Source organism: Streptomyces sp. NBC_01214 (genome assembly GCF_026340975.1).
Classification (GTDB): Bacteria; Actinomycetota; Actinomycetes; order Streptomycetales; family Streptomycetaceae; genus Streptomyces.
The window spans coordinates 406,076-429,331 of the sequence record NZ_JAPEOS010000002.1 but is presented as its reverse complement, the minus strand read 5'-3'; the positions used below and the strand labels follow the sequence as shown (position 1 = coordinate 429,331).

The 23,256-nt window shown below is 71.9% G+C and carries 26 protein-coding genes and 1 pseudogene; 6 read left to right on the top strand and 21 right to left on the bottom strand.

The window, feature by feature from the left end; genetic code table 11:
- Positions 1 to 61: 61 nt before the first annotated feature.
- Together OG594_RS26880 and OG594_RS26875 are read right to left on the bottom strand one after the other, a co-directional pair.
- Positions 62 to 270 (bottom strand): annotated as a pseudogene (locus OG594_RS26880) (hypothetical protein).
- Complete coding sequence (locus tag OG594_RS26875; protein WP_266603978.1) at positions 263 to 418, bottom strand: hypothetical protein; 156 nt, start codon at positions 416 to 418, stop codon at positions 263 to 265. The pseudogene OG594_RS26880 and the gene OG594_RS26875 overlap by 8 nt, the downstream one beginning before the upstream one ends.
- Before the next feature lie 189 nt (positions 419 to 607).
- Here OG594_RS26875 and OG594_RS26870 point away from each other — a divergent pair, with 189 nt between their 5' ends.
- Positions 608 to 1,366: a GntR family transcriptional regulator gene (locus OG594_RS26870; protein WP_266603976.1), complete on the top strand. Its 759-nt coding sequence runs from the start codon at positions 608 to 610 to the stop codon at positions 1,364 to 1,366.
- Here OG594_RS26870 and OG594_RS26865 read toward each other — a convergent pair.
- On the bottom strand, positions 1,363 to 2,706 hold the full coding sequence (locus OG594_RS26865; protein WP_266603974.1) for a hypothetical protein: 1,344 nt from the start codon (positions 2,704 to 2,706) through the stop codon (positions 1,363 to 1,365). The two genes, OG594_RS26870 and OG594_RS26865, sit on opposite strands and share 4 nt — an antisense overlap.
- Positions 2,707 to 2,814: 108 nt before the next feature.
- On the opposite strand from OG594_RS26865, the gene OG594_RS26860 reads away from it, so the two are divergent.
- A complete protein-coding gene (locus tag OG594_RS26860; RefSeq protein ID WP_266603972.1) occupies positions 2,815 to 3,099 on the top strand; it encodes a hypothetical protein in 285 nt (94 codons plus the stop codon).
- Positions 3,100 to 3,117: 18 nt separating this feature from the next.
- Here the strand turns inward: OG594_RS26860 and OG594_RS26855 are convergent, their stop codons facing one another.
- The 3 genes from OG594_RS26855 to OG594_RS26845 form a co-directional block, all read right to left on the bottom strand.
- Positions 3,118 to 3,459, bottom strand: a complete 342-nt coding sequence (locus OG594_RS26855; protein WP_266603970.1) for a VOC family protein — start codon at positions 3,457 to 3,459, stop codon at positions 3,118 to 3,120.
- A gap of 87 nt (positions 3,460 to 3,546) precedes the next feature.
- Positions 3,547 to 4,428, bottom strand: a complete 882-nt coding sequence (locus tag OG594_RS26850; protein ID WP_266603968.1) for a polysaccharide deacetylase family protein — start codon at positions 4,426 to 4,428, stop codon at positions 3,547 to 3,549.
- A complete protein-coding gene (locus OG594_RS26845; RefSeq protein ID WP_266603966.1) occupies positions 4,425 to 5,285 on the bottom strand; it encodes a polysaccharide deacetylase family protein in 861 nt (286 codons plus the stop codon). Before OG594_RS26845 ends, OG594_RS26850 begins: the two co-directional genes overlap by 4 nt.
- A 256-nt stretch (positions 5,286 to 5,541) precedes the next feature.
- On the opposite strand from OG594_RS26845, the gene OG594_RS26840 reads away from it, so the two are divergent.
- Entirely contained in the window at positions 5,542 to 6,750 is a 1,209-nt protein-coding gene (locus OG594_RS26840) for a methyltransferase domain-containing protein (RefSeq protein WP_266603964.1), read from the top strand.
- A 236-nt stretch (positions 6,751 to 6,986) separates the two neighbouring features.
- Here the strand turns inward: OG594_RS26840 and OG594_RS26835 are convergent, their stop codons facing one another.
- The 4 genes from OG594_RS26835 to tsaB are packed head-to-tail and all read right to left on the bottom strand — an operon-like array spanning position 6,987 to position 9,553.
- On the bottom strand, positions 6,987 to 7,259 hold the full coding sequence (locus OG594_RS26835; RefSeq protein WP_266603962.1) for a hypothetical protein: 273 nt from the start codon (positions 7,257 to 7,259) through the stop codon (positions 6,987 to 6,989).
- On the bottom strand, positions 7,256 to 8,389 hold the full coding sequence (gene tsaD, locus OG594_RS26830; RefSeq protein ID WP_266603960.1) for a tRNA (adenosine(37)-N6)-threonylcarbamoyltransferase complex transferase subunit TsaD: 1,134 nt from the start codon (positions 8,387 to 8,389) through the stop codon (positions 7,256 to 7,258). The genes OG594_RS26835 and tsaD overlap by 4 nt, the downstream gene beginning before the upstream one ends.
- Entirely contained in the window at positions 8,382 to 8,861 is a 480-nt protein-coding gene (gene rimI, locus OG594_RS26825) for a ribosomal protein S18-alanine N-acetyltransferase (RefSeq protein WP_030010562.1), read from the bottom strand. Before rimI ends, tsaD begins: the two co-directional genes overlap by 8 nt.
- A gap of 29 nt (positions 8,862 to 8,890) precedes the next feature.
- Positions 8,891 to 9,553, bottom strand: a complete 663-nt coding sequence (gene tsaB, locus OG594_RS26820) for a tRNA (adenosine(37)-N6)-threonylcarbamoyltransferase complex dimerization subunit type 1 TsaB (protein WP_189733320.1) — start codon at positions 9,551 to 9,553, stop codon at positions 8,891 to 8,893.
- A gap of 119 nt (positions 9,554 to 9,672) precedes the next feature.
- Between tsaB and OG594_RS26815 the strand changes: the two genes are divergently transcribed.
- Positions 9,673 to 10,227, top strand: a complete 555-nt coding sequence (locus OG594_RS26815; RefSeq protein ID WP_266603957.1) for a hypothetical protein — start codon at positions 9,673 to 9,675, stop codon at positions 10,225 to 10,227.
- Between the two features lie 78 nt (positions 10,228 to 10,305).
- On the opposite strand, the gene OG594_RS26810 is transcribed toward OG594_RS26815, so the two are convergent.
- From OG594_RS26810 to OG594_RS26775, 8 genes are all read right to left on the bottom strand, one after another.
- Positions 10,306 to 10,491, bottom strand: coding sequence for a hypothetical protein (locus OG594_RS26810; RefSeq protein WP_266603955.1), 186 nt, complete (start codon positions 10,489 to 10,491; stop codon positions 10,306 to 10,308).
- Positions 10,492 to 10,606: 115 nt separating this feature from the next.
- The gene (tsaE, locus tag OG594_RS26805) at positions 10,607 to 11,173 is read right to left on the bottom strand and encodes a tRNA (adenosine(37)-N6)-threonylcarbamoyltransferase complex ATPase subunit type 1 TsaE (protein WP_266603953.1); all 567 of its coding nucleotides are present in this window, start codon (positions 11,171 to 11,173) and stop codon (positions 10,607 to 10,609) included.
- Complete coding sequence (locus OG594_RS26800) at positions 11,124 to 12,308, bottom strand: alpha/beta fold hydrolase (RefSeq protein ID WP_266603951.1); 1,185 nt, start codon at positions 12,306 to 12,308, stop codon at positions 11,124 to 11,126. The genes tsaE and OG594_RS26800 overlap by 50 nt, the downstream gene beginning before the upstream one ends.
- 19 nt (positions 12,309 to 12,327) lie before the next feature.
- The gene (alr, locus tag OG594_RS26795) at positions 12,328 to 13,464 is read right to left on the bottom strand and encodes an alanine racemase (protein ID WP_266603949.1); all 1,137 of its coding nucleotides are present in this window, start codon (positions 13,462 to 13,464) and stop codon (positions 12,328 to 12,330) included.
- A 233-nt stretch (positions 13,465 to 13,697) separates the two neighbouring features.
- A complete protein-coding gene (locus OG594_RS26790; RefSeq protein ID WP_266603947.1) occupies positions 13,698 to 15,098 on the bottom strand; it encodes an NAD(P)H-hydrate dehydratase in 1,401 nt (466 codons plus the stop codon).
- Positions 15,099 to 15,101: 3 nt separating this feature from the next.
- Positions 15,102 to 15,470 (bottom strand): holo-ACP synthase, encoded by a 369-nt coding sequence (locus OG594_RS26785; RefSeq protein ID WP_266603945.1) that lies wholly within the window; start codon positions 15,468 to 15,470, stop codon positions 15,102 to 15,104.
- A 24-nt stretch (positions 15,471 to 15,494) separates the two neighbouring features.
- A complete protein-coding gene (gene glmS, locus OG594_RS26780) occupies positions 15,495 to 17,342 on the bottom strand; it encodes a glutamine--fructose-6-phosphate transaminase (isomerizing) (RefSeq protein ID WP_266603943.1) in 1,848 nt (615 codons plus the stop codon).
- Positions 17,343 to 17,453: 111 nt separating this feature from the next.
- Positions 17,454 to 18,227: a hypothetical protein gene (locus tag OG594_RS26775; RefSeq protein ID WP_266603941.1), complete on the bottom strand. Its 774-nt coding sequence runs from the start codon at positions 18,225 to 18,227 to the stop codon at positions 17,454 to 17,456.
- 297 nt (positions 18,228 to 18,524) lie between these two features.
- Here OG594_RS26775 and coaA point away from each other — a divergent pair, with 297 nt between their 5' ends.
- On the top strand, positions 18,525 to 19,574 hold the full coding sequence (gene coaA / locus OG594_RS26770) for a type I pantothenate kinase (protein ID WP_266603939.1): 1,050 nt from the start codon (positions 18,525 to 18,527) through the stop codon (positions 19,572 to 19,574).
- A gap of 23 nt (positions 19,575 to 19,597) precedes the next feature.
- Positions 19,598 to 20,569: a DUF389 domain-containing protein gene (locus tag OG594_RS26765; protein ID WP_266603937.1), complete on the top strand. Its 972-nt coding sequence runs from the start codon at positions 19,598 to 19,600 to the stop codon at positions 20,567 to 20,569.
- 7 nt (positions 20,570 to 20,576) lie between these two features.
- Here OG594_RS26765 and glmM read toward each other — a convergent pair whose 3' ends face one another.
- From glmM to rplM, 3 genes are all read right to left on the bottom strand, one after another.
- Positions 20,577 to 21,935, bottom strand: a complete 1,359-nt coding sequence (gene glmM, locus OG594_RS26760) for a phosphoglucosamine mutase (RefSeq protein ID WP_266603935.1) — start codon at positions 21,933 to 21,935, stop codon at positions 20,577 to 20,579.
- A gap of 136 nt (positions 21,936 to 22,071) precedes the next feature.
- Positions 22,072 to 22,590 carry a 30S ribosomal protein S9 gene (gene rpsI / locus OG594_RS26755; RefSeq protein WP_030008482.1) on the bottom strand — a complete coding sequence of 173 codons (519 nt, stop codon included), beginning with the start codon at positions 22,588 to 22,590 and terminating at the stop codon, positions 22,072 to 22,074.
- Between the two features lie 42 nt (positions 22,591 to 22,632).
- A complete protein-coding gene (gene rplM, locus OG594_RS26750; RefSeq protein ID WP_266603932.1) occupies positions 22,633 to 23,076 on the bottom strand; it encodes a 50S ribosomal protein L13 in 444 nt (147 codons plus the stop codon).
- Positions 23,077 to 23,256: the final 180 nt, after the last annotated feature.

Genomic DNA, 23,256 nt, shown 5'->3' with positions numbered 1-23,256 from the left:
TCCGGCGCTCGCCCGCGCCCGACGGCCGTCCCGGGCTGATCACGGTCTTCGCGGGGTGGCCTCACTCGGCGGGCTCGACATTGGCGACGGAGGTGGTGAATTCGCACCCGGACGCGCTACGGATGTACGCCAGTTCCACCCAGTGTCGGTGCGGGCATCCGAGACGTTCTCATTGACCACGGCCATCAGCTCACCCTCGACACCAGACGCGATGTCGCGGACACGGCGGCGCAGGAGGCGGTGCGGCACGTATTCGTACCGCTCACTCATCTGGCACTCCTCGCAGTGTGCTGAGGAAGCGCTCCCAGCCGATCAGCGCCCGCCCGAGCAGATCGTCACTGGGCTCGCATATGGCAGCCACCCTCACCGGAAGCGTGTCGCCCGTATCGACGGTGAAGACATCACGGTGCTGCGGCATACAGATCACTCCTCACTCACGAGACCACCCTCAAGTGACCTCTCTAGAGATGTATCCACTACAGCCGACATCACCCCAATCCGTCAATAGATCTCTAGAGATGTCGCGTAAGCGGGCCCGATGCTGGTGCGTGCGGTGCCCCACCTCTGGCCCTAGGGTGTCTAGAGAGGAGAAGGAGTGATCGGTTCCATGACCAGCCAGGGCAGCGCCCGTCAGCCGAAATACCAGCGGATCGCCGATGCGCTCAGGTCGGCGATCCAGGCGGGCGAGTACGGTCCGGGCGACCGGCTGCCGGGTGAGAACGACCTCATGGCCACCTATGAAGTCGCGCGGATGACCGCGCGTCAGGCCCTCGGCGTACTGCAGAACGAAGGACTCGCGGAGGCCCGGAAGGGTGCCGGCGTCTTCGTCCGGGCGTTCAAGCCCCTGCGGCGGCGCGGTATCCAGCGGCTGGCGCAGGAGCAGTGGGGATCGGGGCGGTCCATCTGGTCCGCCGATTCCGAGGATCGAGAGCTGGTCGTCGACCAGATCGAGGTGCGTGCGAACGAAGCGGACGACCGCGTCTGCGACGCGCTCGACGTTCCGGCGGGGACTCAGGTGTGGGTGCGCAGCCGTCGCTTCGTGTTGGACGGCAAGCCCGTGCTGTTCGCGGTGTCGTACCTGCCGGCGGACATCGTCGGGGACTCCGCCATGACCCAGGTCGACACCGGTCCCGGCGGGACGTACGCGCGGCTGTCAGAGCTGGGGCATGAGCCCGTTCGTTTCCGGGAGGAAGTGCGGTCCCGGATGCCGTCGGCCGACGAGGCCGAGCGGCTCGCGCTTTCCATGGGGACGCCCGTCATCCAGGTCGTGCGTACCGCATTCGCCGGGGGTGGGCGGGTCGTCGAGGTCAACGAGATGACGCTGGACTCCGCTTCGTACGTGCTGGAGTACGACTTCGACGCCTAAAAGGGCGGGCAGTCGCTGTAGCCGACCGGCTCGGGGGGCGGGGTCTGGGGGCGCGGGGTCCGCAGGAGCGTGACGGCCTCCTCGACGCGGCCCAGCTCCACCAGAACCGGGCCGAGGGTCCACCGGTGGTCCAGGCGGTCCGTGTCCAGCAGGGCGACCGCTTCTTCCGGGCGTCCGGCGTCGATCAGCAGGTGGGCCAGGCCCTCCAGTGCGTACGGGGTCCTGCCCTCGGGGTGGGCGAGGGCCTGCGCCACCACTTCGTCGAGTCGGCCGCACGCGGCCAGGAGGGGACCGCGCAGCCGGTACAGCTCCCACTCCTCCCGGCCCCGCCGGGCCTTGAGCGCGTCGAGGTGGGCGAGGCCCTCCTCCGCGCGGCCCTCGGCGGCGAACAGCTTGCACAGCTGGTCCACGACCCAGTCCTCGGCACTGTCCAGCGCGCGCACGACGTCGATGGCCTCGGCGCCCCGCCCGTGCCTGGCCAGGAGTTCCGCGAGCAGGTACGACGTGTGCCAGCGGTCCTCGTCCATGTGCTCGCGGTAGGCGTCGACCGCGCCCGCCACGTCGCCGCGCTCCTCCAGCAGCTCCGCGAGCTGCCGGACGGCTTCCGGCGTGCCCGCGTAGGCGCGGAGCTCGTCGATCCGGTCGTGGCGGGCCAGCAGGTCGGCCAGCGGGTCACGGTTGTTGACGACGATGGGTCCGTACGAGCGCAGCACCGCGATCGCTTCGTCCGTGCGCCCCTGCTTCTCGCGCACGGATGCGAGCAGGTTCACCGCGTTGGACGGCTCCCTGTACGGCTGGCCGCATTCCGGACTGCCGCACCGCGGGCACGAGTTCCCGGGGGCCAGGCGGGCCTCCAGCAGCGCAGCGACCTCCTCGCCGCGTCCCAGCCCGACGCCCACCTCGACCAGGGCCTCGGCGATGAGCCAGTCGGTGACGTGCGGCAGGAGCAGTTCGTACGCCTCCTCGCCCTGCCCGTGCCGCGCCAGCAGCAGGGCCAGTTCGGGCAGGGCCGACCGCTCGCCGTTCGGGGCGAAGGGGCGCACGAGGGCGATGGCCTCCTCACCGCGACCCCCGGCGTCCAGCAGCCGCGCGGCTTCGGCGGTCGCCGTCCACCAGCCGGTGTCGACGTAGGGGGCCAGTACCTCCAGGGCCTCGGCCAGCGCGCCCCGGCCGGCCAGCAGGCGTGCCCAGGCGCGGGCGCAGAACCAGTCGCCGTCCTCCGTCAGGGCCAGCCCGCGCACCACTTCGGTGTGCCCGAGGGCGAGGAGCCGGTCGACGAGCTTCGGCGGCACGCACTCGTCGTGCATGGTGGTCCTGCGGTGGAGTACGGCGGCGTCCATGGCCGCACCCTAAAGGGTGATTGCCGGGCCCGCGCGAGCCATGTACCTGCCGGTCCGGGTACGCCCTCTTCGCAACGACGGACGTCGAGCACCGTTGAGGAGATCACCATGTACGCAGCTGTCCGGCGCTACGAAGGCGTGACCGACCCGGCCGAGGCCGGACGCATCGTCGACGAGGGGTTCGTGCCGATCATGCGTCAGGTCCCCGGGTTCGTGGCGTACTTCTGGGTCGATGCCGGGGGCGGGGTGATGGTGTCCACCAGCGTCTTCCGGGACCGTGCGGGCGCCGACGAGTCGGTCGAGAGGGCTGCGCTCTTCGTCCGCGACAACCTGGCCCGGTTCCTGCCCAACCCGCCCCAGGTCACCGCGGGGAAGGTCGTCGCCTCCGCCTAGGTTCCGAAGGACGCGAGGTCACGGACCGACGTACTCGTAGACACCGCCATGGGGGTGCCGCAGCACCGCTCGGTGACCGTTCGGGGTGGGCTGGATGGGCATCACGGTGACGGCTCCCCCCGCTTCGGCTTCCTCGACCGCGGCGTTCAGGTCGGGGACGGCGAGCGTCGCCGCCACGCCCGCGACCCGCTGCACCGCCTCGTCGGGTCCGGCGAACAGGAGGAAGGGGCCGACGCTCGCCAGGGTGACTCCGGCGAAGGCGAACCGCGCCGCCGTGCTTCCGGTCAACTTCTCGTAGAAGGGCACAGCCGCGTCCAGATCTTCGACACGCTGCCGTACGACCACTGAATCGATAGCCATGGTCGTCATCATCACACCTTCGGGACGCCGCCTCCGAGGGGTTTGCAACGGCCCCCGCACCACCGGAACCCCGCCCCGGAGCCGCCCCTACAGGTAGTCCTCCAGGCGGCCGATGCGGTAGCCCTGTTCCTGGATGCGCTGGAGCATGCGCGTCGTCATCTGGGTTTCCGTGGTGCCCTTGAGCTCACTGGGGCCGCGGAAGTGGGCGAGGACGATGTCGCCCGGCTTGAGGGCGGATCCCTCGGCGTACTGGAAGTTGTTGATCTGCATCGAGACCCGCCACAGCACCAGGGACGAGACTCCGCACTCCGAGGCCGCCCGGAGGGTGTCGTCGTTGTAGTTGCCGAAGGGCGGGCGGAAGAGCGGCGGGCGCTTGCCGAAGCGCTTCTCCAGGCGTTCCTGCTGGCCGCATATCTCCTTCTTCTGCGCCTCGAAGGAGAGGGTCCGCAGATTCGGGTGCGTCAGCGTGTGGTTGTTTATCGTGCTCGCCGAGCCGTTGTCGCGGATCTTCTCGAAGTGCCCGTAGTCCGACGAAGCCACGCTGTCCGTGAGGAACATGCTGATCGGCAGCTTGAGGTCGGCCGCCATCTTCAGGAATTCGGGGTCCTTCTCCGCGCCGTCGTCGAAGGTCAGGAAGACGACCTTGTCGTCCGCCGGGACGGGTATTCGGTCTATCACCGGGACCTTGCCCGGGCCCGGCTTCGGGAGCTGCGGCTTCTGGGCCGGCTTGGGCGCGTACTGGAGGGGGGCCGTCAGGCCCCACTTCTTGTACGCCTCGTCGGAGGCGCCCCCCGGCGCCGGGGACGGCGACGCCGTCGACGGCGTGGCGCCACCGGCCTCCGGCGTCGGCTGCGCCGTCTTGCCGGCCAGTCGCTCAGTGGGGGCCGCGCTGTCCCCGCACCCCGTCAGGGACAGCGCGAGCGCGCCGGCCGCCAGCGTTCCGGCTACCAACCGGCGCGCGTGCTTCACAGATAGTCCTCCAGGCGAGCCACGGCGTATCCCTTGTCCGTGACGGTCTTCATGACATGACGGATCATGTCAGGCATCGTGCCCTTCCAGTCCTCCTTGCCGCGGAAGTGCGTGAGGATGATGTCACCGGGGTGCAGGTCGCGGTCCCATTCCCGGTAGTCCATGCGGTTGGTGAACGCCTCCGCGTTCCACAGCGGGACCGCCTTGATGCCGCAGGACTTCGCCGCGCGCAGCGTGTCCTGGTTGTAGTTGCCGTACGGCGGCCGGAAGAGGGTCGGCCGCTTGCCGAACTGCTTCTGGATCGTGTCCTGCTGGCCGCAGATCTCCTCGCGCTGCTGCTCGTACGAGAGGCCCGGCATGTAGCGGTGGTTGAGCGTGTGGTTGTTCAGGGTGACGCCCGCGGCCTGCATCTGCTTGAAGTACGGGTAGTTGTCCCGTACGACGTAGTCGCTGAGGAAGGCCGTGTACGGGATCTTGAGCTCCTGCATCATCTTCAGGAACTCGGGGTCCTTCTCCGAGCCGTCGTCGATGGTCAGGAAGACGACCTTGTCCTCCGTCGGGACCGTGGTGAAGACGTTCGGGTACTCCTCCTGGTCCTCCACCTCGAATCCGTCGCGCGTGTGGATCTCGGGCTTCTGCTTCGGCGCCGGCGGGGCGACGAGCGGGGTCTTGCGCAGCCCCCACTTCTTCGCCGCGACGACGCGCGCCTGCTGGGCCGCCTTGGCCTTCTCGGCGGCGCTCAGCGCGCCCGCGGCTCCCGCCTCCGCGGCCTTCGCCTTCGCGGCCTTGTCCGGCCCGGAGTCCCCGGAGCCGCACGCCGTTCCCAGGGCGGCGACGAGCAGGGCCGCGACGGCCACCCCGAACCGGCCGCGCGGACCCGCCGCGTACCGGTGACCTTGTTGCGACTTATTTCCCTTTTGTCGTACTAGCTGCATAGCAGCGCATCTTGGCACCCGACACACGGACTCCCCGGAAGACACCGCGAACGCGGCCGGACCTTCCTTCGACTGGCCCACAGGGTCCACCGCAGGGCCCGCTCCCCCACCCCCTCCCCATCCTCCTCCGGTCCCGCCCGCGCCGCCCCCGGGCCGGACCGTCGCCGACAATGGACCCGTGACCCCCGAAGACTTCGCCGCCCTGCTCGCCCCCGAGGGCCGGGCCCTCCTCGACTCGCTCCGCGACTACGACCCCTCCCAGGAGCTGGCCGTCGCCACCCGGTTGCGCCGCGAGCACCCCGCCGCCCTGGTCTCCGCCGCGCTCGGGCAGGCGCGGCTGCGGCAGCGCGCCGTGGCGAAGTTCGGCGCCGAGGACGCGTTCCGGATGTACTTCACGCCCGGCGGTGGTGAGATGGCCACCCGCGCGTCCGTGGCCTCGTACCGGGCCGAGCGGCTCGCCGCCCTCGGCGTGCGGAGCCTTGCGGACCTGTGCTGCGGCATCGGCGGCGACGCCCTGGCCCTGGCCCGGCTCGGCATCCGGGTGCTCGCGGTGGACCACGACCCGCTCACGGTCGCCGTCGCGCGGGCCAATGCCGAGGCACTGGGGCTGGCGGACCTGATCGAGGTCCGGGAGGCGGACGTGACGGAGGTCGACACCGCCGGCTACGACGCCGTCTTCATCGACCCGGCCCGGCGCGGGGGGCGCGGCCGGATCTTCGACCCGGAGTCGTACTCGCCGCCGCTGTCGTGGGCGGTGGAGACGGCCCGTGCGGCGAAGTACGCCGCCATCAAGATCGCCCCCGGGATCCCGCACGAGGCCGTGCCCGCAGAGGCCGAGGCCGAGTGGATCTCTGACCAGGGGGACGTCAAGGAGGCCGTGCTCTGGTTCGGGACCGCGCCGGGCAGCGTGCGCGCCACCCTGCTCCCCGGGCCGCGCGGGCTGCACACCGCCGATCCGCTGCCCGATCCGCAGGCCGGGCCGGTCGGGCGCTGGCTCTACGAGCCCGACGGCGCCGTCATCCGGGCCCACCTCGTCGCCGAGGTCGCCGGGCAGCTGGACGGCCGGCTGATCGACCCGACCATCGCCTACATCACCGCCGACGAGCTGCGCGCGACGCCGTACGCGACGGCGTACGAGATCACCGACGTGTTGCCCTTCGGCCTGAAGAAGCTGAAGGCGCTGCTGCGCGAGCGCGGGGTCGGGATCCTGACCGTGAAGAAGCGCGGCTCGGCGATCGAGCCCGAGGAGCTGCGCAAGAAGGTCAAGCCGCAGGGGCCGAACTCCGCGACCGTCTTCCTGACCCGGGTGGCGGGGGCTCCCTCGATGCTCATCGGCGCCCCGGCCGTACCGCCTGCCGTACCGCCTGCGGCGACGCCCGGCCGGTGAGGTGCGGGTCCGGCGCTACGAGCCGGGCCGCGCGGATCAGACGGTCACCGGACCGGCAGTGCGCCTCCGGCGGCGGCCGGGCGGGCCGTACGGGTGCGGTGCTGATCGGGCGGTCACCGGCCCGGCCGGGCGGGGCGTACGGGGCGGGCAGCGACCCGCCGAGCGGGGCCGGGCCGGCCGTACGGGTTCAGCGGTGCCCCCCGCACGGCGGTACGGATCCGGGCCGCCGGAGGCGGTCAGGCTCCGTCGACCTCCACCGACTCGAACCGCCAGCGGTGCACCGCCCGCGTGATCAGGTCGGCCGCGGGTTCGGGCAGCTCGGGGAGGTCGGCCGCCACGCCCTCGGCGGCCTCCCACCAGGTGATCACGAGGACCCGGTCCTGCGGGGCCCGGAACACCTCGCGGCGCACCGGCTCCCGGGCGAGGACCTGGGCGCGGGCCCACTCCAGCAGTTCGTTGCCCCGGTCGTGTGCGGCCCGGGCCTCCCACATCAGCGCGACGGTGCTCACGAGTACAGGTTGTCCTTGCTCAGTTCGTGCACGTGGTCGTGATCGTGGGTGTGGCCGTGGCCGTGGCCGTGTTCGTGCGTGTGCGCGGTACCCGGCACGTGCGGGTCCGTCACCGGCAGCGAGGAGTCCGCCGACAGGTCCCAGTCCGACGCGGGACGGTTCCGCTTGACCATCTCCGCGCCCAGCGCCGCGACCATCGCGCCGTTGTCCGTGCACAGCTTCGGCCGCGGCACGCGCAGCACGATCCCCGCGGCGTCACACCGCTCCTGCGCCAGCGAGCGCAGTCGGGAGTTGGCCGCGACGCCGCCGCCGATCATCAGGTGGTCGACGCCCTCGTCCTTGCACGCCCGGATCGCCTTGCGCGTCAGCACGTCCACCACGGCCTCCTGGAAGGACGCCGCCACATCGCGCACCGGGACGTCCTCGCCCGCGTTCCGCTTCGCCTCGATCCAGCGGGCGACGGCCGTCTTGAGCCCGGAGAAGGAGAAGTCGTACGCGGCGTCGCGCGGCCCGGTCAGCCCGCGCGGGAAGTTGATCGCCTTCGGGTCGCCCTCGCGTGCGAGCCGGTCGATGACCGGACCGCCGGGGAAGCCCAGCTGGAGCACGCGCGCGATCTTGTCGAAGGCCTCGCCCGCCGCGTCGTCGATGGTCGCGCCGAGCGGCCGTACGTCGGAGGTGATGTCCGGGGCCAGCAGCAGCGAGGAGTGCCCGCCGGACACCAGCAGCGCCATCGTCGGCTCCGGCAGCGGCCCGTGCTCCAGCTGGTCCACGCAGATGTGGGAGGCGAGGTGGTTGACCCCGTACAGCGGCTTGCCGAGCGCGTACGCGTAGGCCTTGGCCGCCGAGACGCCCACGAGCAGCGCCCCGGCGAGGCCGGGACCCGCGGTGACGGCGATGCCGTCGAGGTCGCGGGCGCTGACCCCGGCCTCCTTCAGGGCGCGGTCGATGGTGGGGACCATCGCCTCCAGATGGGCCCGCGAGGCCACCTCGGGCACGACGCCGCCGAAGCGGGCGTGCTCGTCGACGCTCGACGCGATCGCGTCCGCGAGCAGGGTGGTGCCGCGGACGACGCCGACGCCGGTCTCGTCGCAGGAGGTCTCGATGCCGAGGACGAGCGGTTCGTCAGCCATTGCTCTCACTGCTCTCAGTTCGTGCTTGTGCGGGGTCGGTCAGTCGCATGACGAGCGCGTCGACGTTGCCGGGCTGGTAGTAGCCGCGCCGGAAGCCGATGGGCTCGAAGCCGAAGCGCTCGTAGAGCTTCTGGGCGCGGGTGTTGTCCACCCGCACCTCCAGCAGCACCTCGGCGCATTCGAACGCGGTGGCGGCGCGCAGCAGGTCGGTCAGGAGCCGGGCGCCGAGCCCGGTCCCCCACTGGTCGCGCGCGGCCGCGATGGTCTGTACGTCGGCCAGGTCGCCGGCGGCCGCCAGTCCGGCGTAGCCCACCAGCCGGCCCGCCGCGTCCTCGGCGACGACGTAGTGGCGCGTGGCCTGCGGGCCGCGGGCGTGGGCGAGTTCGGACCAGAACATCCCGGCGGACCAGGCGTCCTCGGGGAACAGCTCGTGCTCCAGTTCCAGCACGGGCCCGATGTCCCACCAGCGCATCTCGCGCACGGTGTGGGGGGTCGCCGGGGTCACTGCGGGGTGACCACCTTGTAGTTCTTGGGCACCTGGGCGTCGGGCCGGCGCAGGTAGAGGGGGGTCGGAGGCAGGAACTCCAGGCCTGCGGCCAGTCGTTCCGCGGCCAGCGAGGCCAGCGCCGCGGCCGACTGGTGCTCGGGGCCCCGGGCGTCCTGGAAGACCTCGGGGTACAGGAGCGCGCCCTGGCCGACCGCGGGCAGGCCCGCGACCTGCTCGGCGATGTCGGCCGGGCGGTCCACGGCGGGCTCGCCGACGCGCGTGCGCGGGTCTTCGTACCGGGCCCAGTAGACCTCCTTGCGCCGCGCGTCGGTGGCGACGGTGAAGGGGCCCTCGATGCCGGCTGCCCCGGCGGCGTACGCGAGGCCGTCGAGCGTGCACAGGCCGTGCACGGGCACGCCCAGCACGGCGGCGAAGGTGGAGGCGGTGACGAGGCCGACGCGCAGCCCGGTGTAGGGGCCGGGGCCGACACCGACGACGACGCCGGTGACGGCTTCGAGCGTGACCCCGGCCTCGGCGAGGACCTTGTCCACGGAGGGCAGCAGGAGCTCCCCGTGGCGGCGGGCGTCGACCTGGTTCGACTCGGCGACGACGGACTCACCGTCGTGCAGGGCGACGGTGACGGCGGGCGTGGCGGTATCTACGGCGAGCAAGAGCACGCGAACAGCCTACGACTCCGGCGGCCGCACCCCTCGCGGCCGGTCTGGGAGCAGGGCGGCTGCTACCTTTCGACGGGGTACCTGACGTGGTATCGGTCGGCGCGGAAAGGTGGAGCAAGGTGGCACGCAGCAGCTCGGGAATCGTGGCCGGGCTCACCGCCGCGGCAGTGGCCGTCGTCGGCTTCCTCGGCTACCAGGCTTCCGCCACGGCGCCCGCGCGTCCCCCGAAGGCCGCCGTGCAGGAACCGGCCCCCGCCGCGAGCCCGGCCGCCAAGCAGGACCCGGCGAAGCCGGCGGCCGTGCCCGAGGGTTCCGGCACCGGGGTGCGCGTCGTGTACTCGGTGGGCCAGAAGCGGGTGTGGCTGGTCGGCGACCCCGCGCAGCCGCCGAAGTCGTTCGCGGTGATGCCGAGCACGGTGCACCCGAAGCCGGGCAGCTACACGGTCGGGTCGCGCTCGGGTGCGGTCACCGGCTCGGACGGCGTGCCGATCGAGCACGTCGTGCGGTTCGCCACCGCGGAGGGCGTGGCGGTCGGTTTCAGCGCCCGTACGGACGGTGCGATGCCGGAGCCCGACCCGAACAAGAAGACCGGCGGCATCCGCATGAGCCGTGCCGACGGCGACGCGATGTGGGCCTTCGCGACGATCGCGTCGAAGGTCGTCGTCGTCCCCTGACGGATCCGACGGATCTGACGGACTCCCCCACGCTTCACCCGACCGGGTGACGGGGCACCGCTCGCACGGCGACAGGGCCTAGGCCGCTTCGGACTCCGGAGCGGCCTCTTCGCGTGCGGTGTCGGCGGGCCCGGCCGGGGCCGTGGCGTACTCCCGCGCGGGCGGTGTGGAGACGGCGGTGGCGGCCACGCCGGCGGCGAGGAGCGTCCACATGGAGACGGTGGACGGGCGGGGTTCGCGATGTGCTCCTGCTGGTGCCGACATGGCTGCCTCCTGGACCCGGGACACCGTACTTAGGCATACCTAAGAAACTCTCGGTACCATGTCACCACGAGGGCAGCCGACAGCGCAATATCTTGCCGACGAGTTGTCGGTACGTTTACTCCGAGAGGGCGCCGGCGAGGGCGTCCAGCCCGGCCCCTGCGCTCCAGCGCGAACCGACCCCGCGCACCTGGACCTCCCGCACGTCGTCCAGGACCTCCTCGTGACCGACCGCCCGCGCGATCACCACGTGCAGCCGGTCGTCGGAGAGCTCCTCCACCTTGCCGTCGCCCCACTCCACGACCACCACGGACTCGGGCAGCGAGACGTCGAGGTCCAGGTCCTCCATCTCGTCCAGCCCGCCGCCCAGGCGGTACGCGTCCACGTGCACCAGCGCCGGTCCGCCGGTCAGTGAGGGGTGCACCCGGGCGATCACGAAGGTCGGCGAGGTCACGGCCCCGCGCACGCCCAGGCCCTCGCCGAGGCCCCGGGTGAGCGTGGTCTTGCCCGCGCCCAGCTCGCCGGTCAGCAGGACGAGGTCGCCGGGGCGCAGCAGGGCGGCGATCCTGCGGCCCAATTCCTGCATCGCGTCCGGGGAGTCGATGGTGATCCGGGTCTCCGCGCCGGCCGCGGCCTCAGGTGCCGGTGCCTGGCTGCGCTGTGCTTCCAGCGGTACTTCTTCCATGCCCGCCAACGTTAGTCGCTGCGGGGAGGGCCGCCGCCCCGGTGCGCGCCAGCAGCTCGGTGAGCAGCCGCGTCACGGTCTCCGGGCGTTCCAGCATCATCAGGTGCCCGGTGGACTCCAGGACCACGAGGTCGGCGCCGGGGAGCGCCTCCTTGATGGCGACGCTGTGCGCGGGCGGGGTGATCATGTCCTTGTCCCCGGCCATGACCGTGACCGGCAGGTCCGCGAACAGCTGGAGCGCGGAGGTCTTGTCGTGGGTCTGGAAGGCCGGGTAGAACTCGGCGACCACGTCGATGGGCGTGGCCTCGATCAGCCGCTCCGCGAACCGCGCGACGCCCGGATCCACGTCCCGGGAACCGAACGAATACATCTTGATCATTCCGGCGAAGAGGTCCGCGGTGGCCCGCCGGCCCTTCTCCACCAGCTCCACCTGCGAGCCGAGCGCCTTGAGCACGCCCGGCAGGAGCCGGCGCACGGCCCCCATGCCGGCGGCCGGGAGCCCGTACGTCACCTCGTCGAGGCGACCGCTGGAGGTGCCGACCAGGGCCACGCCGACGACGCGGTCGCGGACGATCTCGGGGTACTGCTCGGCGAATCCCATGATGGTCATTCCGCCCATCGAGTGACCCACCAGGATCAGCAGCCCCTCGGGGGCGGTCGCATCGATGACGGCCTTCAGGTCCCGGCCGAGCTGGTCGATGCTCACCGCCTCGCCGTCCGCCTGGGCGAGACCGCGGGCGCTGCGGCCGTGGCTGCGCTGGTCCCAGTAGACCGCCCGGACCACGCCGCGCAGCGCGGCGCGCTGGAAGTGCCAGGAGTCCTGGCCGAGGCAGTAGCCGTGGCAGAAGACCACGGTGGCCTGGGGCTCGGCCTTGCGCCGCAGCCGCCGCCGCTTGCCGTCCTCGGGGAGCTCGTCGACCTCGTAGTAGAGCTCGGTGGCGTCCTCGGCCCGGCAGATTCCCTCGGCGCCGCGCAGGGACCCGTAGTCCCCGGCCGCGTCGAGTGCCAGGCGTGCCTTCATCCGCATGCCGCGCCCCACGGTGATCCGTTCGACCGCGACACCGGCCGCCGCGCCCGCGGCTATCACGCCGATGGCGGCGCCGGCCCAGCCGGCCTTGCGCCAGTTCTCGCTCACGCCGCCGCCCTCACTCCGCTCAGCCGCCCAGGTACACCCGGGGCACACGTGCACCGATACGGGTGACGATCTCATACGCGATCGTGTGCGCTGCCCGTGCCCAGTCCTCGGCGGTCGGTTCACCGCGTTCCGCGTCCCCGAAGATGACGGCCTCGTCACCGGCGCGGGCGTGGTCTCCTTCCAAGTCGACCACGAACTGGTCCATCGCGACGCGCCCGGCGACGTGGCGGATCTTGCCGCCGATGAGCACCGGGCCGAGGCCCGAGGCCTGCCGCGGGAGGCCGTCGGCGTAGCCGGCGGGGACCAGCGCGAGGGTCGTCTCGGCGTCGGTGACGTAGTGGTGGCCGTAGCTCACCCCGTGCCCGGCGGGGACCGTCTTGACCAGCGCCAGGGAGGCCTTGAGGGTCATCGCGGGCCGCAGGCCCAGCTGGGCCGGGGTGCCGAGCTCAGGGGCGGGAGAGACCCCGTAGACGGCCAGCCCGCAGCGCACCAGGTCGAAGTGGGACTCGGGCAGGGTCAAGGTGGCCGGCGAGTTGGCGATGTGCCGGACCTCGGGCTCGACGCCCGCCTTCTCGGCGTACGCGAGCATGTCGCGGAAGGCGGCCAGCTGGAGCTGGATCGAGGGGTGCCCGGGCTCGTCGGCGCAGGCGAAGTGCGACCAGACGCCGGTGACCTTGACGATCCCCTCGGCCTGGGCGGCGACGGCCGCCGCGACCAGCGCCTCCCAGTCGGCGGGCTGGCAGCCGTTGCGGCCGAGGCCGGTGTCGGCCTTGAGCTGGATGCGTGCGGTGCGGCCCGCCGCGCGGGCGGCACCGCACACCTCGTCGAGGGCCCACATTCCGCTGACGGAGACGTCGAGATCGGCCTCGACGGCCTCCCGCCAGGGCCCGCCCGGCGTCCAGAGCCAGCACATGAGGCGCCCCTGGATCCCGGCGGCGCGGAGCGCGAGGGCCTCGTCGGGCGTGGCGGCCCCGAGCCAGGTGGCACCGGCCTCCTGCGCGGCCTTGGCGCACTCCAGGGCCCCGTGCCCGTAGGCATTCGCCTTGACCACGGCCATCAACTCTGCCCCGGGCGCCCGCTCGCGCAGTGCGCGCACGTTCTCCCGTACGGCGTCAAGATCGATCTCGGCGTACACGCGCGTCGCTGTCTCGTTCATCGCCCCCAGTCTCTCAGAATCCCCACCGGGCCCTGCGGGGGCTAGGCCATCTCTTTCGGATCTTGCCGGGCCCGCGACGCCCGGCGGTCGGCGCGGCGGACCTGCGGCCGCTGCGCGGAGCCTCTCCCCGCCCCGCCCTTTCACCGTTTCCCGGGGCTCCGCCCCAGGCCCCGCTCCTCAAACGCCGGAGGGCCGGGTTCGCCGGCCCCACGCAGCGGCGGTGCAGGGCGGCATCAGGGGTGGCGGGTGTCCCGCCAGGCCTCCGGGAGGGCCTCGGCCACCTGCTGGGCCAGGAGCGGGCCCCCGACGCGGCGGGCCGCCAGGCCGTGCAGGTACGCGCCCACCGCCCCCGCGTCCGCCCCCGACAGCCCACCCGCCAACAGGGAGCCCGCCAGCCCGGACAGCACGTCCCCGCTGCCGGCGGTGGCCAGCCACGGGGTGCCGGTCGGATTCACCCGAACGGCTCCGCCGCCCGAGGCGACCAGCGTCGTCGAACCCTTCAGCAGCACCGCCGCCCCGTACCGCTGCGCCAACGCCCGTACCGCGTCCAGCCGGCCCGCCTCCACCGCCCGCCGCTCCACCCCCAGCAGCGCCGCCGCCTCACCCGCGTGCGGGGTCAGCAGGGTGGGGGCGCTCCGGGCCCGCAGCGCCCGCGCGTCCAGCCCGCGCAGTCCGTCCGCGTCGACCAGCACCGCCGTGTCGCCCGCCAGCAGTTGGGCGACCTCCCCGACGCGGCCCTCGCCCAGCCCCGGGCCGACCACCCACGCCTGTACCCGGCCGGGCCCGATCAGCGTCTCGGGGTAGTGGGCGAGCACCGCCTCCGCCGCCGGCCCCACGTACCGCACCGCGCCCGCACCGCCCCGCAGCGCTCCCGCCACGGCCAGCACCGCCGCGCCCGGGTACTGCACGGACCCGGCGACGATCCCGACCACGCCCCGCCGGTACTTGTCGCTCGTCGCCGTCGGCTCCGGCAGCAGCCCCGCCACGTCCGCGTGCTGGAGGGCCTCCACCTCCGGCGACGGCAGTTCCAGCCCGATGTCGACGAGGTGCACCGCGCCCGCCCGCGAGGCCCCGGGGTCGATCAGCAGGCCGGGCTTGTACGCACCGAAAGTCACCGTCACGTCGGCGCGCACGGCCGGACCCGCCACCTCTCCGGTGTCCGCGTCGACCCCGCTGGGCAGGTCCACCGCGACCACGGGGACCCCCGGCGGGATCCGCTCCACCAGCGCCGCGGCCGCCGGGCGCAGCCCGCCCCGCCCGCCGATCCCGAGCAGCCCGTCCAGTACGAGGTCCGCCCGCTGCGGGACGGCTCGCGCGAGGTGTCCCCCGGCGGCCCGCAGCGCGGCCAGCCCGCCCGGGTGCATCCGCTCGGGGTCCATCGGCACGGCCGTCACGGCGGCCCCGCGCCGGGCCAGCCGGGCGCCCGCGTACAGCGCGTCGCCGCCGTTGTCCCCGGGGCCGACGAGCAGGACGACCCGGGCCCCGTAGACCCCGCCGCGGGTCCGCCGCAGCAGTCCGGCGCACGCGGCGGCCAGGCCGGCGGCCGCCCGCTGCATCAGGGCGCCCTCGGGGAGCCGGGCCATCAGCTCCCGCTCGGCGGCCCGTACGGTCTCCACGCTGTAAGCAGTACGCATGGACTAACCCTCTGCGATCACCACGGCGGAGGCGACACCGGCGTCGTGGCTGAGCGAGATGTGCCAGGACTTCACGCCCAGCGCCAGCGCCCGCGCCTCGACCGTCCCGGACACCCGCAGCCGCGGCTGCCCGCTGTCCTCGACGTAGACCTCGGCGTCGGTCCACAGCATGCCGGCGGGCGCGCCGAGCGCCTTGGCGAGGGCCTCCTTGGCGGCGAACCGCGCGGCGAGCGAGGCGATCCCGCGCCGCTCGCCGCTCGGCAGCGTCAACTCGGCGTCGACGAACAACCGTCCGGCCAGGTTCGGCGTGCGTTCCAGCGCCGCCCCGAACCGCTCGATCTCCGCTACGTCGATCCCGACGCCGATAATCACAACGACAACTCCACTGGCCGACTACTACTCCACGGTCACCGACTTGGCGAGATTACGCGGCTGGTCCACCTCGTTGCCGCGCGCCGTCGCCAGTTCGCACGCGAACACCTGCAACGGCACCGTCGCCACCAGCGGCTGGAGCAGCGTCGGCGTCGCGGGGATCCGGATCAGGTGGTCGGCGTACGGGACGACCGCCTCGTCGCCCTCCTCCGCGATCACGATGGTCCGCGCCCCGCGGGCCCGGATCTCCTGGATGTTCGACACGATCTTGTCGTGGAGCACCGAGCGGCCGCGCGGCGACGGGACGACCACCACGACCGGCAGGTCCTTCTCGATGAGCGCGATCGGGCCGTGCTTGAGCTCGCCCGCCGCGAAGCCCTCGGCGTGCATGTACGCCAGCTCCTTGAGCTTGAGCGCGCCCTCCAGTGCCACCGGGTACCCGACGTGCCGTCCCAGGAACAGCACGGTGTTCTTGTCGGCGAGCGAGCGCGCGAGCGCCCGGACCGGCTCCATGGTCTCCAGGACGGTGTCCACCGCCGCCGCGATGTCCGACAGCTCCCGGATCACGGCCTCGATCTCGTCGCCCCACTTCGTGCCCCGGACCTGTCCGAGGTAGAGCGCGACCAGGTAGCAGGCCACCAGCTGCGTCAGGAAGGCCTTGGTCGAGGCGACGGCCACCTCGGGACCGGCGTGCGTGTAGAGGACCGCATCCGATTCGCGCGGGATCGTCGACCCGTTCGTATTGCAGACGGCCAGGACCTTGGCCCCCTGCTCGCGCGCGTGCCGCAGCGCCATCAGGGTGTCCATGGTCTCGCCGGACTGCGAGATCGCGACCACCAGCGTCCGCTGGTCCAGGATCGGGTCGCGGTAGCGGAACTCGCTCGCCAGCTCCGTCTCGCACGGGATGCGGGTCCAGTGCTCGATGGCCAGCTTCGCGATCATGCCCGCGTGGTACGCCGTACCGCACGCCACGATCACGACCTTGTCGACCTCCCTGAGCACCGAGACGGGGATGCGCACCTCGTCCAGGGTCAGCGAGCCGCTCGCGTCGATCCTGCCCAGGAGGGTGTCGGCGACGGCCTTCGGCTGCTCGGCGATCTCCTTGAGCATGAAGTAGTCATAACCCCCCTTCTCGGCCGCCGAGGCGTCCCAGTCCACGTGGTACGCCCGCACGGTCGCGACCGAACCGTCGAAGTTGGTCACCGAGACGCCCTCGCGGCGGAGCTCGACGACCTGGTCCTGCCCCAGCTCGATCGCGGACCGCGTGTGGGCGATGAACGCGGCCACGTCCGAGGCGAGGAAGTTCTCGCCTTCTCCAACGCCCACCACCAGGGGCGAGTTCCGGCGCGCGCCGACCACCACGTCCGGCTCGTCGGCGTGCACGGCGACCAGGGTGAAGGCTCCCTCCAGGCGCCGGCACACCTGCCGCATGGCCTCCGCGAGATCGCCGGTGGCCGAGAACTGCTCCGCCAGCAGGTGCGCCACGACCTCGGTGTCCGTCTCGGACTCCAGCCGGTGACCGCGCTCGGCCAGCTCGGCCCGGAGCGCGGCGAAGTTCTCGATGATGCCGTTGTGCACGACGGCCACGCGCCCCGAGTTGTCGAGGTGCGGGTGGGCGTTGGCGTCGGTGGGCCCGCCGTGGGTCGCCCACCGGGTGTGCCCGAGCCCCGTGGATCCGGTCGGCAGCGGGTGCCCGACCAGCTCCTTCTCCAGATTGACGAGCTTCCCGGCCTTCTTGACGGCCGCCAGGCTGCCGTCCGCGAGTACGGCGACCCCGGCCGAGTCGTAGCCGCGGTACTCCAGCCGCTTGAGTCCGGCGATGACCACATCGAGCGCCGACTGCGCTCCCACGTAACCCACAATTCCGCACATAGGCCGCAGCGTACGCCGTAGTTGGCCGTCTGCCCCGTAGCGGAACAAGACGAAAAACCCGCCCCGGCGCGTGCGCCGGGGCGGGTTTGACGGTCTGTTCGACGGCCGGACTCAGCCGAGCTTCTTGACCTGGGCGTCGATCACGGTCTTGGGCTGCTCCGCCGTCACGCCGAAGGCGTAGAAGGTGGCCAGCGCGTTGCCCTTGCGCACGATGACGAAGTGGTTGGCGGACTTCTCGCCGTCGTCCAGGTCCATGGTCAGGGTGAAGGCGGCGGCCTCGTCCCCGGCGGTGACGGCGGCACCCGGCTTGACGTCGAGGTACTTCACCTTCTCGCCGCCCTCGGTGACCGTGTAGCCGCCGGAGCAGGCCGCGGCAGCCGTCTTGAGGGCGGCGAACGCCTCCTCGGCGCCCTTCGCGTCGTACGAGCCGACGCTGACCAGCGTCTGGGTGGCGCCGAGCGCCTCCAGGCCCGCCTTCAGCTTGTCCTCGGGCGAGGCGTCGGCGGCCGCCTCCTTCGGCTTGGCCTTGGTCGTCGTACGGCCGATGCCGGTCGCGGTGCCCACCTTCTGGCCCGACTGGGCCTGCATCAGCGGCTTGCACTCGGCCTTGTCGACCGTGGCCCCGGCCGATTCGGTGGCGGCCTTCGCCGCGCCCTCGGCGGAGACGATCTGGTCCGGCAGATCGGCCTGGGTGACGACCAGGGCCGTGGCCTCGGCGTCCGTCTTGCCCTTGACCGCCGCGGCGGCGGGAGCGGACGATGCGGCCCCGGACGGCTTGGTGTCCGCCTTGGTGTCGGCCTTGTCCGAGCCGCAGGCGGTGGCCAGCAGGGTCAGGGACACCGCGGACGCGGTCAGGACGGTACGACGGACAAGAGCGGTGCGCACGAGAAGACTCCCCCATGGATACGACGACGACAGCACAGCCGGAACCGCGCCCCGGAAGCGGGGCGTGGACGTGACTGCGGTGATCAACAATGTACGGGGCCGTGGATCACTGCGTCGCCACGGGCGGCGATCACGGCCGATCGTGACCCGGACGAGACCCCAGGAATTTCCAATCGAAACCACCCGGCGTACAACCGTTGCCGGACGGGCCGGGCCACGTCGGGTTTCGGCCGCTGCTGCTGCACACGTGACCGACCACACCACCCACAACCGCCCCGGAGCCCCGACAATGGCGGTGTGATCACTTCGCCGCCACGAAGCAACACGCCGGACAACGCAACGGAGCGCACCGGCCGGGACGGGCACCCCACGCGCCCCGCACACCGCCGGGGCCCCGAGGCCTCGCCCTACGTCGACCTCACCCGCGCCGAGTGGAGCGCCCTGCGCGAGCGGACCCCGCTACCGCTGACCGCCGACGAGGTGGAGCGGCTGCGCGGCCTCGGTGACGTCATCGACCTCGACGAGGTCCGCGACGTCTACCTGCCGCTGTCCCGGCTCCTGAACCTCTACGTCGGCGCCACCAGCAACCTGCGCGGCACCCTCAACACCTTCCTCGGCGACGCGGGCAACGGGCACGGCGCCCAGCAGGGCACCCCCTTCGTCATAGGGGTCGCCGGTTCGGTCGCCGTCGGCAAGTCCACCGTGGCGCGCCTGCTCCAGGCCCTGCTGGCCCGCTGGCCCGAGCACCCGCGCGTGGAGCTGGTCACCACCGACGGCTTCCTGTACTCGATGAAGGAGCTCCAGCGGCGGGGGCTGACCTCCCGCAAGGGGTTCCCGGAGTCCTACGACCGCCGCGCGCTCACCCGCTTCGTCGCCGACATCAAGGCCGGCAAGGACGAGGTGCGCGCCCCGGTCTACTCGCACCTGATCTACGACATCGTCCCCGGCGAGGAACTCGTCGTCCGCCGCCCGGACATCCTCATCGTCGAGGGCCTCAACGTGCTCCAGCCGGCCCTCCCCGGCACGGACGGCCGCACCCGCGTCGCCCTCGCCGACTACTTCGACTTCAGCGTGTACGTGGACGCGCGCCCCGAGGACATCGAGCGCTGGTACCTGAACCGCTTCCGCAAGCTGCGCGCGACCGCGTTCCAGAACCCCTTCTCCTACTTCCGCAAGTACACGCAGGTCTCCGAGGAGGAGGCCCTGGAGTACGCGCAGACGATGTGGCGCACGATCAACCGGCCCAACCTGCTGGAGAACGTGGCGCCCACCCGCGGCCGGGCCACCCTCGTCGTCCGCAAGGGACCGGATCACAAGGTGCAGAAGTTGAGCCTCCGCAAGCTCTAGCGCGCAGTCGCTAGGGTGCGAAAATGCTGCATCTGCGGATGATCACCCCACATCACCTCACCGAGCGGGTGGTAGCGCTGATCGACCGGACGGTCGGGACCGCCCATCTGGTCGTACTGACCGACGCCGCCCGCGACCCCGAGGGCGATCTCGTCCTGTGCGACGTCGCCCGCGAGGCGGCCGACGAACTGCTCCAGGAGATGCGCTCGCTCGGCATCGGCGAGACCGGTTCGATCGCCGTCGAGCACATCGACCTGTCGATCTCCACACGCGCCGACGACGCCGAGGAGGAGGCACCGGGCGAGGCGGCCGACGCGGTGATCTGGGAGCAGCTCGCCGAGTCGACGCACGAGGAGTCCACCCTCACCATCACCTACAGCGCCTTCATGATCGTGGCGACGATGATCGCGGCCTGCGGTGTGGTCCTGGACAACGCGATCCTGATCGTGGGCGCCATGGCGGTCGGCCCGGAGTTCGGGCCGCTCGCCGGCATCTGCACGGGCCTGGTCCAGCGCGAGCCCCGGCTCGCCGGGCGCTCGCTCTTCGCCCTGTTCATCGGCTTCACGGCGGCGATCGTGGCGACGACGGTCTTCAGCCTGGGGATGACCGCGCTCGGTCTGTTCGACGAGGCGATGCTGGAGAACCCCCGGCCGAACACCAGCTTCATCTGGCAGCCCGACCCGTTCTCCTTCGTCGTGGCGCTCCTCGCGGGTGTGGCCGGCATGCTGTCGCTGACCTCGGCGAAGGCCGGTGCGCTGGTGGGCGTGGCGATCTCCGTCACCACCGTCCCGGCGGGCGCGAACGCGGCGGTGGCCCTCAGCTACGGCGACTTCTCCCAGATGTGGGGCTCGGCCGTGCAGCTGGCGCTGAACCTGGGCGGCATCATCCTCGCCGGAACGGCCACCCTCATCTGCTGGAAACTGCTGTGGCGCACCCAGCAGGGCCGGATGGTCCGGAAGCCGGGTGCGCCACGCAGGCCGGGCGGAGCCCGGTAGGCCGTTGCTAGCCCAGTGCGGACTTCACGACGTCCGCGAGGCGGCCGGCGACCGAGCGGGCCTGCTCGATGTCGGCGGCCTCGACCATCACGCGGACGAGCGGCTCCGTACCGGAGGGGCGCAGCAGCACCCGCCCGGTGGTGCCCAGCTCGCGCTCGGCGTCGGCGACCGCCGCGGCCAGCTCGGCGGAGGTGGTGACGCGGGACTTGTCCACGTCGGGAACGTTGATGAGCACCTGCGGCAGCCGCTGCATGACGCCCGCCAGTTCGGCGAGGGATTTGCCGGTGGCCGCGACGCGCGCCGCCAGCAGCAGGCCGGTCAGCGTGCCGTCGCCGGTCGTCGCGTGGTCGAGGATGATCACGTGGCCGGACTGCTCGCCGCCGAGCGCGTAGCCGTGCTCCTTCATCGACTCCAGCACGTAGCGGTCGCCGACCCCGGTCTGCACGACCTGGATGCCCTCGGCCTCCATGGCCAGCTTGAAGCCCAGGTTGGACATCACGGTGCCGACCACGGTGTTCTCGCGGAGCTGACCGGCCTCGCGCATGGCCAGGGCCAGCACGGCGAGGATCTGGTCGCCGTCGATCTCCTCGCCGGAGCCGTCCACGGCCAGGCAGCGGTCGGCGTCGCCGTCGTGCGCGATGCCGAAGTCGGCGCCGTGCTCGACCACGGCCGCCTTGAGCAGGCCGAGGTGCGTGGAGCCGCAGCCGTCGTTGATGTTGAGGCCGTTGGGCTCGGCGCCGATCGTGACGATCTCCGCGCCGGCCCGGGCGAACGCCTCGGGCGAGACGTACGCGGCCGCGCCGTGGGCCTCGTCGAGGACGATCTTCAGCCCGTCGAGGCGGTTCGGGAGGACGCCGATGAGGTGGGAGACGTACTTCTCGAAGCCCTCGGTGTAGTCCGAGACGCGGCCGACGCCGGAACCGGTGGGCCGGTCCCAGGGGGCGCCGGTGCGGTGCTGCTCGTAGGTCGACTCGATGCGGTCCTCCAGCTCGTCGGCGAGCTTGTGGCCGCCGCGCGCGAAGAACTTGATGCCGTTGTCGGGCATGGCGTTGTGGCTGGCGGAGAGCATCACGCCGAGGTCGGCGCCCAGCGCACCGGTGAGATACGCCACCGCCGGGGTGGGCAGCACACCGACGCGCAGGACGTCCACGCCCGCGCTCGCGAGGCCGGCCACGACCGCGGCCTCCAGGAATTCGCCGGAGGCACGGGGGTCCCGGCCGACCACCGCGGTCGCCCGGTGGCCCTCAAAGGTGCCCGCCTCGGCCAGTACGTGGGCAGCCGCCACGGAGAGGCCGAGCGCGAGCTCCGCCGTCAGATCCGCGTTGGCGACGCCGCGTACACCGTCCGTCCCGAAGAGTCGTCCCACTGTTGTCCTCCCGAGTTTGCGCTTCGCATTATGACCGCTTGTGACAGATATTTGCCGCTTGTGGCGGTAAACGAACCGCCCCGGCAGCACAGAGAGTGCTGCCGGGGCGGTTTCGTTGCAGAACAGCAGGCGCAGATTAACGCTTGCTGTACTGCGGAGCCTTACGGGCCTTCTTGAGACCGGCCTTCTTGCGCTCGACCGCACGGTCGTCGCGGGAGAGGAAGCCGGCCTTCTTCAGCGCCGGGCGGTTGTTGTCCACGTCCGCCTCGTTCAGCGCACGGGCCACACCGAGGCGCAGGGCGCCGGCCTGGCCGGACACGCCGCCACCCGCGATGCGGGCGATGACGTCGTAGCGGCCGTCAAGCTCGAGGAGCTTGAAGGGCTCGTTGACTTCCTGCTGGTGCACCTTGTTGGGGAAGTAGTCCTCAAGGGTGCGACCGTTGATCTTCCACTTGCCGGTGCCCGGAACGATCCGGACGCGGGCGATGGCGTTCTTGCGACGGCCCAGGCCGGCGGCCGGCTGGGGGTCGCCGAAGCGACCGGCAAGGGACTCGGAGGTGTAGTCGCCCTCGACGACGACCTCAGACTCGCTGGTGTACTCCTCGACGTTGCCCTCGAACTCTTCGACGGTCGTCTCGGCGGTGGTCTCGGCCACGATGCTCCTCAGAATTTTCTACGTCTTAGGGGGTGGCCGGAACTACTGCGCGACCTGGGTGATCTCGAACGGCACCGGCTGCTGGGCAGCGTGGGGGTGCTGGTCGCCCGAGTAGACCTTCAGCTTCGAGAGCATCTGACGGCCCAGGGTGTTCTTGGGGAGCATGCCCTTGATGGCCTTCTCGACGGCCTTCTCCGGGTTGTTCGCCAGGAGGTCGTCGTAGCGCACCGAGCGGAGACCGCCCGGGTAGCCGGAGTGGCGGTACGCCATCTTCTGCGACGCCTTGTTACCGGACAGGTGCACCTTGTCGGCGTTGATGATGACGACGAAGTCACCCATGTCCATGTGGGGGGCGTAGGTCGGCTTGTGCTTGCCCTTCAGGAGGGCAGCGGCCTGGGTCGCCAGACGGCCGAGGACAACGTCCTGGGCGTCGATGACGAGCCACTGGCGCGAGATGTCGCCGGGCTTGGGGCTGAACGTACGCACGCGTATGCCTTCGCTTCTTCAGTGGTGGTATCCCAAGGGCGCAAGCCCCACGGGAAGGTCCTGACAGGGTCACCACGGACGATCACGACAGCCCTCGTTCACAGCGGGGACGCACCCGCGTGAAACTGCTGGTCATCGGTCCGGTGGACCGGCGCAAGGCCCTTTCACGTGAGAATGAGA